This window comes from Synechococcus sp. 60AY4M2, assembly GCF_002760375.1.
GTDB lineage: Bacteria > Cyanobacteriota > Cyanobacteriia > Thermostichales > Thermostichaceae > Thermostichus.
The window spans coordinates 20,114-31,501 of record NZ_AUMZ01000001.1 but is presented as its reverse complement, the minus strand read 5'-3'; the positions used below and the strand labels follow the sequence as shown (position 1 = coordinate 31,501).

11 protein-coding genes, 1 tRNA gene and 2 pseudogenes are annotated in these 11,388 nt (G+C 59.2%); 7 read left to right on the top strand and 7 right to left on the bottom strand.

Annotated features, from left to right (window positions below; all coding sequences use genetic code 11):
* Nucleotides 1-83: pseudogene (locus SYN60AY4M2_RS00135) on the top strand (IS200/IS605 family transposase); the annotation flags it as partial.
* A 275-nt stretch (nucleotides 84-358) separates the two neighbouring features.
* On the opposite strand, the gene SYN60AY4M2_RS00130 reads toward SYN60AY4M2_RS00135, so the two are convergent.
* Nucleotides 359-432 (bottom strand) — tRNA-Pro (locus tag SYN60AY4M2_RS00130).
* Nucleotides 433-642: 210 nt separating this feature from the next.
* On the opposite strand from SYN60AY4M2_RS00130, the gene rpsB reads away from it, so the two are divergent.
* The 4 genes and pseudogenes from rpsB to queG all read left to right on the top strand — a co-directional run bounded on the left by rpsB (nucleotide 643) and on the right by queG (nucleotide 5,144).
* Nucleotides 643-1,446: a 30S ribosomal protein S2 gene (rpsB, locus tag SYN60AY4M2_RS00125; RefSeq protein ID WP_011430474.1), complete on the top strand. Its 804-nt coding sequence runs from the start codon at nucleotides 643-645 to the stop codon at nucleotides 1,444-1,446.
* 175 nt (nucleotides 1,447-1,621) lie between these two features.
* A pseudogene (tsf, locus tag SYN60AY4M2_RS00120) lies at nucleotides 1,622-2,266 on the top strand (translation elongation factor Ts); the annotation flags it as partial.
* Between the two features lie 410 nt (nucleotides 2,267-2,676).
* The gene (locus SYN60AY4M2_RS00115) at nucleotides 2,677-4,092 is read left to right on the top strand and encodes an amidohydrolase (protein ID WP_099813171.1); all 1,416 of its coding nucleotides are present in this window, start codon (nucleotides 2,677-2,679) and stop codon (nucleotides 4,090-4,092) included.
* A gap of 8 nt (nucleotides 4,093-4,100) precedes the next feature.
* The gene (gene queG, locus SYN60AY4M2_RS00110; RefSeq protein WP_276307354.1) at nucleotides 4,101-5,144 is read left to right on the top strand and encodes a tRNA epoxyqueuosine(34) reductase QueG; all 1,044 of its coding nucleotides are present in this window, start codon (nucleotides 4,101-4,103) and stop codon (nucleotides 5,142-5,144) included.
* Between the two features lie 10 nt (nucleotides 5,145-5,154).
* Here queG and SYN60AY4M2_RS00105 read toward each other — a convergent pair whose 3' ends face one another.
* Complete coding sequence (locus SYN60AY4M2_RS00105) at nucleotides 5,155-5,370, bottom strand: transposase (protein ID WP_240527361.1); 216 nt, start codon at nucleotides 5,368-5,370, stop codon at nucleotides 5,155-5,157.
* 472 nt (nucleotides 5,371-5,842) lie between these two features.
* Between SYN60AY4M2_RS00105 and SYN60AY4M2_RS14155 the strand changes: the two genes are divergently transcribed.
* Complete coding sequence (locus tag SYN60AY4M2_RS14155; protein WP_168175288.1) at nucleotides 5,843-5,986, top strand: hypothetical protein; 144 nt, start codon at nucleotides 5,843-5,845, stop codon at nucleotides 5,984-5,986.
* Nucleotides 5,987-6,514: 528 nt separating this feature from the next.
* Complete coding sequence (locus SYN60AY4M2_RS14150; protein ID WP_206336848.1) at nucleotides 6,515-6,700, top strand: hypothetical protein; 186 nt, start codon at nucleotides 6,515-6,517, stop codon at nucleotides 6,698-6,700.
* On the opposite strand, the gene dnaN is transcribed toward SYN60AY4M2_RS14150, so the two are convergent.
* The 5 genes from dnaN to SYN60AY4M2_RS00070 all read right to left on the bottom strand — a co-directional run bounded on the left by dnaN (nucleotide 6,697) and on the right by SYN60AY4M2_RS00070 (nucleotide 11,367).
* Nucleotides 6,697-8,061, bottom strand: a complete 1,365-nt coding sequence (gene dnaN / locus SYN60AY4M2_RS00095; protein ID WP_099812047.1) for a DNA polymerase III subunit beta — start codon at nucleotides 8,059-8,061, stop codon at nucleotides 6,697-6,699. The two genes, SYN60AY4M2_RS14150 and dnaN, sit on opposite strands and share 4 nt — an antisense overlap.
* An 818-nt stretch (nucleotides 8,062-8,879) precedes the next feature.
* The gene (dusB, locus tag SYN60AY4M2_RS00085; protein ID WP_240527646.1) at nucleotides 8,880-9,956 is read right to left on the bottom strand and encodes a tRNA dihydrouridine synthase DusB; all 1,077 of its coding nucleotides are present in this window, start codon (nucleotides 9,954-9,956) and stop codon (nucleotides 8,880-8,882) included.
* 27 nt (nucleotides 9,957-9,983) lie between these two features.
* Complete coding sequence (gene rpsR / locus SYN60AY4M2_RS00080; RefSeq protein ID WP_011430485.1) at nucleotides 9,984-10,199, bottom strand: 30S ribosomal protein S18; 216 nt, start codon at nucleotides 10,197-10,199, stop codon at nucleotides 9,984-9,986.
* Nucleotides 10,200-10,228: 29 nt separating this feature from the next.
* Complete coding sequence (gene rpmG / locus SYN60AY4M2_RS00075) at nucleotides 10,229-10,423, bottom strand: 50S ribosomal protein L33 (protein WP_011430486.1); 195 nt, start codon at nucleotides 10,421-10,423, stop codon at nucleotides 10,229-10,231.
* 89 nt (nucleotides 10,424-10,512) lie between these two features.
* Nucleotides 10,513-11,367, bottom strand: coding sequence for an RDD family protein (locus tag SYN60AY4M2_RS00070; protein WP_228375219.1), 855 nt, complete (start codon nucleotides 11,365-11,367; stop codon nucleotides 10,513-10,515).
* Nucleotides 11,368-11,388 lie beyond the last annotated feature (21 nt).

Below are 11,388 nucleotides of genomic sequence, written 5' to 3'. Positions count from 1 at the left end.
CCTATTTTGTTGCCTCTTGTGGTGGGGTCACCGTTGAGGAGTTGAAGAAGTATGTCGAGCAGCAGGCAACGCCCAGATTGTGAGACTCAGGGGCATTGAACCCCTTCGTCTCACCGCCTATCCTCCATCCCGCCAAGCTGCGCTGTGGCGGGAGTACCTCGGAGGTTTTGATGGAAGCCACCTAGGAGGCCCCGCACCACTAGCGCCAATGCAGCTTTCTTTCCAAGAGCAGTTTCCCTGCTCGCGCCAGCGGGACGGAGCCCTCAGAGCCCCTAGCTTCAGCCGCGGGGTAGTTTACCGCAATCCCCAAAAGAATGGCTTGACCCTGCCACTAGAAAGGGGCTCTCTCTAATTCCAGTCGGAGCGAAAGGATTTGAACCTTCGACCCCCACTACCCCAAAGTGGTGCGCTACCAAGCTGCGCTACGCCCCGAGGCACCTAAGCCAGAGAAAATCTCTGGAGGTGCTTTACCAGTTTAGCTTCTAGAACCGGATCCCGGCAAGTGCAAGGCCTTGGTTACCGGATCCTGTAGAACACATGCTAGCATAGCTGAGCTGTCAAAATACCACACGCCCGAACTACCGGGTGTCCTCAACGGGGATCCGTTCGGGCGGAGGCTAACCCGTAGGAGATAACCAACTCATGAGCGTAGTCAGTTTGCCTCAACTGCTGGAGGCAGGGGTACACTTCGGCCACAAGGCCAGCCGCTGGAACCCCAAGATGCGGCCCTACATTTTCGCCGAGCGCAACGGCATTCACATCATCGACCTGGTGCAGACGGCCCGTTACCTCAACGAAGCCTATGAATACGTGCGGGAGGGGGCCGAAAAGGGGTGGCGTTTCCTGTTTGTCGGCACCAAACGGCAAGCCGCCGGGATCATCGCCCATGAGGCCACTCGCTGTGGCAGCTACTACGTCAACCAGCGCTGGCTGGGGGGCATGCTCACCAACTGGGCCACCATCAAAACCCGCATCGACCGCCTCAAGGAAATCGAGGAGATGCAGAGCAGCGGCCTGCTGGATCGCCTGCCTAAGCAAGAAGCGGCCCGCCTAAAACGGGAATTGGCCAAGTTGGAGAAGTACTTGGGCGGCATCAAAACTATGCGCAAGCTCCCCGACGCGGTAATCATCGTCGATCAGCGGCGGGAGGCCAACGCCGTTCAGGAATGTATCAAGCTCAAGATTCCGATCATCTCGCTGCTGGATACCAACTGCGATCCTGACCTGAGCGATGTCTTCATCCCCTCTAACGACGACGCCATCCGAGCGATTAAGCTGATTGTAGGCAAGCTGGCCGATGCCATCTACGAAGGGCGACATGGGCAGCTCGACACAGTCGAAGAGGATGAGTACGACTACGAGGGGGCCATGGACATGGATCTAGAGGATGACATTCTGGAAGATGTGGAGGATGAAGAGGAGGGGGATCCCGAGCAGGGAGAGTAACCCTTGGGCCGAGGGTGGGGATCCTGGGTGGTTCGAGTTGCTCCCTGTCCATCCTTTCTCCAGAAGCCTGTATCCTTAAAATCCAGATTCATCCTTTGTTCTGCTCCTGCCTATCCTCTGCATCCGGTCACATCCTTTCTGCCTCTTTGTACGATGTGAGATTTGAGGAACCCTCATGAGTATTGATGCCAAATTGGTCAAAGAGCTGCGCGAAAAGACGGGCGCAGGCATGATGGACTGTAAAAAAGCCCTGGAAGAGTCCGGTGGCGATATGGAGAAAGCCATCACCTGGCTGCGGCAGAAAGGGTTGGCAGGGGCAGCCAAAAAGGCCAGTCGCGTGGCGGCTGAGGGGGTTGTCGATAGCTACATCCACTTCGGCAACCGGATCGGTGTGTTGGTGGAGGTGAACTGCGAGACGGATTTTGTGGCCCGCAACGAAGACTTTAAGAAGCTGGTGCAAGATATTGCCAAGCAGATTGCCGCCTGCCAAAGCGTGGAGTACGTCAGCATTGACCAGATCCCTCCCGAAGTGGTGGAGCGGGAAAGGGCCATCGAGATGGGCAAAGAGGATCTGGCCAGCAAGCCTGAAAACGTGCGGGAAAAGATCGTGCAGGGCCGCATCGAGAAGCGCCTGAAAGAGCTGTCCTTGATGGATCAGCCCTTTATTAAAGATTCCTCGATTACCGTAGAGGAATTGGTGAAGCAGCACATTGCCAAGCTAGGGGAAAACATCCGGGTGCGGCGGTTTGCCCGCTTCGTCTTGGGAGAAGGGATCGAGAAACAAGAAGCGGATTTTGCCGCTGAGGTGGCCGCTCAGGCCGGTCTCAAGCCAGCACAGCCAGCGCAAGTGGCAGAAGTTGCAGCCGCTCCTCCCGCAGAACCTGTGGCTGACCAACCTGCTGCCGAACCTCCAGCAGAGTCCGTTGCCCCAGAACCCGTCGTCGCAGAATCTGCTGACGCAGAGCCAGCGCCTGCTGCTGAGGGCAAGCCCTCCAAAAAGGGCTCCACCAAGAAGAAGAAATAAGCCCATTCCACGCTGCGGATGGATCCCTGAATTCACCCCGATTGGTGGAAGCAGCCTACTCGGTGGGCCTCTCCACCCTGAGGGGGGCTGGCTAGGTGGTGACTTCCTCACGGGAAGCGTCCTGGGAGGGTATTTGGGGCTTTCCTCCCTTTTTGCCTTGGCACGGCAAAGTGTGAACTGAAGAACAGCTCTTTTGATTGCTGGCCATGAGCTACCTTTTGCGCAATGTGCTGATTCCCACCGCCACCGGCTACGAGACTACAGATGTCCGCATTGAAGGGGAGCGGATCGCTGCCATCGGCAAAGAGCTGGCGGCAGTGGGCCCAGATGGCGTAGAGCTCGATGCCCACAACAAGCTTTTGTTGCCCGGCTTTGTCAACGCTCACACCCACTCTTCGGAGCTGTGGCAAAGAGGGATCATCCCGCCCTACCCGCTGGAGCTGTGGCTGGCACAACTGCACGAGTACGCGCCCCCGGATCCAGAAAAGATTTATCTCAGCGCCCTGGCGACAGCGGTGGAAACCTTGCTCAGTGGCGGCACGACCGTAGTGGATCACCTAATCCTCATCCCTGGCCAGGAGCTGGCCACCCTCGAGGCGGCGGTGCGGGCCTACCGAGAAGTCGGGATCCGCGCTTTCATCGGCCCCCTGCTCCAGGATCAAGCCCTCTCTCAGGGGTTGCCCAGCGGCTCCTTTTCGGATCGGGAGCTGGAAACCTATCCTCTCTCCACAGCGGAGGTGTTGGCCATTGTGGAAGAGGCAGTGCAGCGCTTTCACCGGCCAGAGGAGGGCATCACGCTGATGGTGGCCCCCACCGGCATCCAACTCTGTTCTGACAAGCTGTTTGAGGGCTGCGCGGAGTTGAGCCAGAAGTATGGCCTCCCCCGCCATGCCCACCTGCTGGAAACCCGCGCCCAGCAGAGATTGGCCCAGGAAAAGTACGGCTGCAGCGCAGTCGAGCACCTGGAGCGCTTGGGCTACCTAGACCGGAGAACCTCGCTGGCCCACTGCGTCTGGCTTACCGATGCCGATATCGAGATCTTGGCCCGCACCGGCTCTACGGTTGTCCACAACCCCTTGAGCAACCTGCGCCTGGGCAGCGGCATCGCCCCCATCCTCAAGTACCGGCAGGCGGGGGTGAACGTGGCCTTCGGCTGCGATGGGTCAGCCAGCAATGACTCCCAGGATCTCCTGGAGGCCATTAAAATCGGCACCATCCTGCACAACATTACGGATCCCGACTACCGCCACTGGATCTCGCCGCGGGAGAGCATCGAGATGGCCTCTCGCGGTGGGGCCATTGGTCTAGGGCTGGGAGAGGAGCTGGGATCCCTGGAGGTGGGCAAGCAGGCGGATCTGGTGCTTTACGACCTCACCCAACTGTCGCTGTTGCCCCGCACGGATCCCATTGGTCTACTGGTGCTGGGCCGGCCCACCCAGGTGGTGCACAGCGTCTGGGTCAGGGGGAAGCGGGTGGTGGCCAACGGCGAGGTAACGACGGTGGATGTGGCCAAGCTGCGGCAGGAGCTGTTCGCTCACAGCACCTGGGATCCCTTCCGTCGCTCGCAGCAGGCAGCACAACTGGAGGCCCGCTACCGCCAGGTGATGGGTCTGCCAGAATAGCCCTAGAATTGTCGGGGCCGACCGTGGGAGCAGCAGCCGATTGGGCCAGAGCCACCGAGCAGGTGAAGCGGCAGGCGCTGGCGCTGGGCTTTGACAAAGTCGGCATTGCCAGCGCGGCGGATCCCCCTGACTTGACGAGCTTGCGGGCCTGGCTGGCCGCGGGCATGGCCGCCGACATGGCCTGGATGGCCGATCCCCGGCGAATGGATCCAGAGCGGGTGCTGCCGGGAGTACAATCTCTGGTCTGTGTGGCCCTCAACTACTACACCCCCACCTGCCACAGCCGGGATCCAGCTAAAGGCAAGATCTCCCGCTACGCGTGGGGGCGGGACTACCACCGCGTGTTGGGACGGCGGCTGAAGCAGCTCCACCTCTGGATGCAGGCCCAGTTTCCGGACTACCGCGGTCGATTCTACGTCGATACCGGCCCAGTGGCGGAAAAGCCCTGGGCCATGCAGGCGGGCTTGGGCTGGATCGGAAAAAACGGCCTCTTGCTTACCCGCGAATACGGCTCCTGGGTATTTCTGGGGGTAATCCTGACCACTCTCCCGTTGATCCCCGACCGGCCCCACACCGCCCACTGTGGCACCTGTAGCCGCTGTCTGGAGGCCTGCCCCACCCAGGCCATCGTCAGCCCAGGGGTGGTGGATTCCCGCCGCTGCATTGCCTACCACACCTTGGAAAGCCACGCCGAGCAGATCCCTGCCGAGATCGCCCAGAACCTACACAACTGGGTGGCCGGCTGCGACATCTGCCAAGAGGTCTGCCCTTGGAACCAGCGCTTTGCCCGGCCCAGCCGGATCCCCGATTTTCAGCCTTACCCTTGGAATGTTGCCCCCGATCTCCAAGAACTGGCGCGGATTGGCGACGAGGAGTTCGACCGCAGGTTTCCCGCCTCTGCCCTGCGCCGCCTCAAGGCCCACCGGCTGCGCCGCAACGCCCAAGCCGCTCTCAGCGGCCATTCGGGCTCCACAGCCCACAGCAACGATTTGGAAGCCCATACTCCCGTTCCTCACCCTGAAGCGCTCCGCGCCGCTGACGCGAACGGGTAGAGGGCGGGCTTCATGGCTTACGCCACGCTTCGCGAACAGGGATCCCTGCTATCGCAGCGGGCGTTTCCTGAGCTTTAAGAACGGGATGCCCCACCGCTCTGGATTTGATTCCCCTCGCCAAGTTGTGATCCCGTGACAGGCTTAGCCCGCAGTAGGGGCAATCGTGCCACCTTTCGTGGAGTTTTTTGGGAACCACCTGACCACACCCAGAACACTCTTGACTCATGCCGTTTGGATTCCCTGCAATCGTCAACAGCCCAGCTCTTTCAGTCGTCCACGCCCTAGCACCCCCTATTGGCTTCCCCTCTTCTCAGACCCTAACCCTGCCTGGATAACGATTACGAAGACTATTACCCCAGCTACCGGCACAACCTACTGCAATCCGGGTGGAAACCCCTGTACCGCCATTTCGATGCCGAGTATTCCTGTGCGGGATCCCTGGGCGTTGGCCGAAAAATTTTTGGAGATGTGTGCAGCGATATTGCCAATGCGGTAGGACGTAGAGAGTACAGCGCGCTTCTCAACTTTCAGAGAATACCTGTTACAAGATCGAAGGGTTTTGGAATAGCGTCACTCCACCTCTGCCCAGCCCCGACCATACAGTATTTCATGATCAGCTCTCCACGCAGACGCCGATTCAGCAGCAGGTGAGCCGGGATCAAGTTCCCATCGATGACGTTTTAAGGCGCCTGCAGGAAATGACCGTTCTCAGAGTTTTAGCGCATCTGGGGCGACTGGTGCAGTTGGCGCAATTCCATATGGAGCGCTACTTCTACCATCCAGTCGAGCGGTTCAGCAGTTGGGAGGAAATCAGCAGCCTGGGCACCACCTATGCCTTCTGACCGGAGCGCAGATTTGGCTACAAGTTCAGGCCACCTATCACAACTGCCGCCGCTACACCCTGCTGGGCGTGGCTCTCAGGCCCTTGTTCGCAAGGTTACTTACAATCTGGCAGTGATGGTGAGCGGCTACCAAAGCCGGATCGGGCAAATCCACAGCCCCTATCCAATCAGTTCTTTTCCCACCGAAATTCAAGCCTTTGCAGCTTCTACAGCAGGAGCGATTGGCGGTCTTGGTGCACGGGATCCCGGGTACGGGCAAAACGGGATGGACGCAGGCAGTGACCCACGAGCTGCTGGGGCCCCTGCGCTATGCGGTGCTCATCTTGGATCACGAAGCCGTGCAGGAGTTCATCGCGCCCCCCTACCTGGAGGGGGTCTGCCTGATCATCAACGAAGCCGATCACCTCGCCCAAGACCGAGCCAGCGAGGTAGCCCAGCAGAGCACCAAAACCGAACGCATCCTCAGCCTGTCACCAAAGCGTGCTCGCTCCCGATTATCTCGACTGCGAGCAGAGGTTGGTGGTGTTAATGACCTGCAACACGACCGAGCGCCTGGAGCCGGCCGTTTTGCGCCAAGGGCGGGTGGACTTGGTGCAGGAGTTTACCCACCGGTTTGCTCGAGCTGCTATCGGCAGCCACCTGTTCTCCTCTCCGGACAGGTCAGGGGAGCAACTGAGGCCAATCTTCGATTTGGGTCAGGCTGGGGTGGGCTAGGTAGCCCGCAGTTGAACCGGCATGACCAAATAGCAGAGGCGCGTCGCTCCAATCGGCTTCCAGATGGCCGGCTGGGTAGCGCCGTTCAGCTCCAGGCTCACCTGCTGTGTATGAAACACCTTAAGGGCCTCCAGCAGGTAGCGCACATTAAAAGCCAGCTCCAGGTCAGGGCCGGACATCTGTACCGGCAGAGATTCCTCGCCGCTGCCCACATCGGGCGCCTCGGTGCTGATGCGTAGGGTTTGGGTTGCCTCAGAAAGGTTGAACTTGATGATGTCGTTCCGCTGGGCAGCAAACACCCCCACTCGCTCCAAGGACTCGATCAAAGGCCGACGCTCCAGGGTTACATGCCGCTCAAATTGCCGGGGGATCAGGCGGTTGTAGTCGGGGTACTGGCCCTCCAAAAGGCGGCTGGTAATCCGCTGCTGGCACTGAGCGCTGCCGGCGCCAGGGGGCAAAATAAATTGCACCTGCGACCGGTCAAACCGCAGTTCCACCGCGGAGGCGGCCGTCTGGGCGCCGAGGATGCGCTCCACCTCTCGTAGAGTCCGAGCGGGAATGGTGAAATCCAGCTTCGTCCCCCCAGCCGCCAAATCAACTGGGATCCCTTCCGCCTCCACCTGAACTATCGCCAGGCGATGTCCATCGGTGGCCGCAAACTCCAGCCGCGGCGGATCCCCGGTCAAGAGCTTGACATGTACACCCGTAAGCACTTGCTTGGTGTCATCACCGGAAGCGGCAAAGAGGGTTTGGCCAATCCCTTGCAGCAGGCTCTCGATGGGCAGCTCAAGGATCTGGGCGGCTAAGCTCTCCTCCTCAGCATCGGCATCGGCAGTACGGGGCGCTATCTCGGGCAAGGTGGGATACTCTTCCGCAGGCATGCCGCGTAGCTGGTACTGGCCGGCGGCCGATGTAAGGGTCACGGCAGCGCTCTCCGGCACTTGGCTGAGGCCGATCGGGCCGCTAGGCAAACGGCTGACGATGTCGCTGAGCAGCTTGGCCGGCAGAGTGGTGCGACCGGATCCCTTCACCTCGGCCTCGAACTCGCTGCGAATGCCCAAGTTCAAGTCAAAGGCCGTCAGGGCAACCCGCTGTGCCTCTGCACTTGCCTCTACCAGCACGTTGGCCAAAACTGGCAGGGCAGGACGGCTGGCAACGGCTCGGCTAACTGCAGCAAGGTGGTGGCTGAGCTCAGCTTGCTCACAGGTGAAGCAAAGACAACCGGCAGGTAGGTCGACAGCCTTGCCGAAGGACTCTGTCCTGTTGACGGGGAAGGGATCCCCAGACCTGCCGTCGCGCGGGGCAGACGCGGGCAATCCGGTTTCGACTTCCCAATCCGCAGGACGTTGAGCTTGCACCATCAGGGGACTTGCGAGCTGAATACGCCTATCCTACACCGCCTGCTTCCCACGGATCCCTCCCTGCCCAGACGAGTTTTGCAAAAAATTTTCCTCGCGCGCGCAGGATAAAGTTAAAAATCACGATCCCTACCCAATTTAATTTTTTAATCTAGTAGTAGTAGGGGCTGTGGAAACTGTGGAAATTGATCGGAAAAACCTTGCGCCACAAGCTTTTGATCGTATTCCCCACCTGTGGAAAAACTGTGGATAACTTGGCCAACTTTCCACAAGGTATAAATACTCTGTGGATAACTCGGGAGGTTTTTCCACAAGTTTTCCACAGATTTTTGAAGTTTTCCACAAGTTTTCCACAGGCTGAGGGGGATGAAAATGTTGCTATTCCCTGACAAATTTATAAAACTTAACGTACGACCAGTGTGGGATGCTCTAATCTAGTGGTTCGTTGCTCTAGATGTGGTCTGGGGATCCCATGAAGGCTGGGGGCGGCCTTCGGGGGATTTCCACAGGTTTTCCACAGGCTGCTCGGGAAAACCGTGGCAGCCTGCGGGAGGCTGGCCAGGCCCGCCAGACCAAAAGCTCGCATCGAGCTCAGGTGCGGCTGAAGCTGCTGACCGCGAGCTTCTGTTTGGCATGGTTACTGTCATTTCGGCCTCAGCCGGAGCAGTTTGCTTATGCTCAACTGCCCATAGCAAGTCAGGGTCGCTTCTCCAGAAGCGTGGATGCCTTGTTTCAAGATGAAAACGACCGTTTGCAAACGGCGGTCAAAGACCGATTGGCTACCGCCCAGCCGTCAGGGTAAAAGGATCCCCCACTCAATTTCAGGTAGTCTCTTCAAATTGCTCTTCGTTTGAGTCTTCAGTTACTTCTTCCGGTTGCAGCGGGGCCTCTTGGCAGCGCTCCATGGCCTGAAGCAGAAGGGCTTCCCCTTCTTGCAAGGTTTCGATGCGACAGAGAAGGGCGCGAAACTGAGAGGCGCCGGCAAAATCCTTGATGTACCAGGTCATGTGCTTGCGGGCCTGACGGATGCCACGTTCTCCCTTATACTCCCAGAGGCCCCGCAAGTGTTCTAAAGCCATTTGAATCCGATCCAGGGGGGTAGGAGCCGGCCTTTCTTGGCCGGTTTTCAGGAAGTGATCGATTTGCCCCACCAGAAAGGGGTAGCCCATCGTGCCGCGGGAGCACATCACCCCGTCGGCTCCGGTCTCCTCCAGACACTTTACCGCTGCATCAGTCGAGAAAATATCGCCGTTGGCGATCACCGGAATGCGTAAGTGCTCTTTGACCCGGCGGATCCAATCCCAGCGAGCCTTGCCGCTAAAGCCCTGGGCGCGTGTGCGGCCATGCAAAGTAAGCAGTTGCGCTCCAGCCTCCTGCAGCCGATGGGCAAAATCCAGAATGTTGATCTCCTGATCTGACCAGCCCAGGCGAGTTTTCACTGTAACAGGTACAGGTACAGCCTTGGCCACCGCTTCCACAATCCGGGCTGCCGTGTCCGGCTCCCGCAGCAGGGCAGAGCCGCCGCCGTTTCTGGTAATCTTGTTTACTGGGCAGCCCATGTTGATATCCACCAAGGTCGCCCCCTCATCCACGGCCATGCGAGCCGCTTCGGCCAAAAAGTGGGGCCGGCAGTCGAACAACTGGATGCCGATGGGCTGTTCTCCTTCACCCACTTCCATAATGCGGGGCAGCTGGCGGGCATAGTGCAACCCGGTGGCGTTCACCATCTCGGTGTAGACCAGGCTTTGCGGGGCAAAGCGGCGTACCAACCCCCGAAACACTTTGTCGGTTACGCCTGACAGGGGTGCCTGAAAGACACGACTAAAAACCTTTACCCCCCCAATCTCAAGGGGCTGGGCCATTCGAGCTTGCAATTGCGGCGAAAGCTGCAGGCTCATCGGGATCCGGAGAAAGCAGACAGCAACTTACCCTTCTTTGTTGACAAAGTAGAGAAGGCCTAGGATGCGCGCTTGTTTGATGGCTTTGGAGACTTGCCGCTGCTGCTTGGCAGTCAGCCCCGTGATGCGGCGGGGCAGGATCTTGCCGCGCTCGGTTACAAATTTCTTGAGCAGCTCAACATCGGTGTATTTGATCGGCTCTCCCGGTTTGATGGGAGACAGGCGGCGACGAGCGTAAACCATAGGTCAGGAGAACGGTAAAGCGTCTTGAACTATTTGATCTCTTTATGGACGGTGTGGCGGTTGCACTTGGGGCAGAATTTCTTCAGCTCCAAGCGGGCCGTGGTGTTACGGCGATTTTTGGTGGTGGTGTAGCGGTTTACCCCCGGAGAACGTTTGTTGACGTTGGTGCGGCACTCCGTACATTCCAGGGTAATGATGATGCGGGCACCCTTTGCTTTGGCCATAGTAGATCCCAAGATGGAGGTGAAAGTCGGCTCGAGATCCCCAAAACCCCAGCCAACGAGGTTGGAGATGGGCTACCTCGCAAGCGCGATCACCAATTATCCAACTTTTCTTTGACGGAATCAACCCAGTTTTTGACTTGCCTGCCGGTTTGTTGGCGGAGGGCGCGGGTGTTCCGATCCACGTCCCTGCTCAGGCGCTGCATCTGTCTGGAAAGATCGCGCACAGTTTCGTTGCGCTGAGCTTTGCGCAACAGGTCGCGAGCAGCGGACTTGACGTCCTCGGCGGCTTCTCCCTCCAGAATTTCCTGCAGCAGCCGCAGGGCTTTTTCATCCAGGTGGTAGCCTCGCTCCGATTCCACCACCAGGGTGCGTCCGGCGCGGTCGTGGATGCTCTGGCGTTTTTCTTTATCGAAAAGGGCGAACAGGCCATCGGCAGCCAAAGGCACCAGCAGGGCTTCCGTGAGGATAAACAGCGAGAGCACCCCTTCGCGGGCCAGGGAGCGCACCAGATGGGGTGAGGCCTCGGTTTCGGGATCCAGGGTTTTGAGGTTCAGCAGCCATTTGCCGAGGCTTTGGCCGGCGGGGCGGGATTGGAAGTAGCCGCGGTTCACCAACCAGGTGGCAAAAAAGGCGATGTAGCCGGTCATATCCACGGCGCCCGCATCGGCTCCCACCAGGGAAGCCAGGCCCTGCGCCAGGTAGGAGACCCCCAGCCCCAGCCCAAAATCCAGGGCAAAGGCTCCGATCCGTTTGCCCCAGGGGGCCAGTTTGGGCAGGGTTTCCTCAGCCTGGGGGACGCTGGCTGCTTGAGAAGCCGGTCGCTCGGCTTGCACAGGAGGCAGAGAGGTGGCGGGGGGCAAGGCGCTGAAGGCCTGCCACTCGCTGGCGTTTTGCTCCAGTTGCTCGGTTTTGGGCCGTTCGGGATAGGGTCTGGGATCCGTCATCGCAGGTTGAGGCTGTCGGTC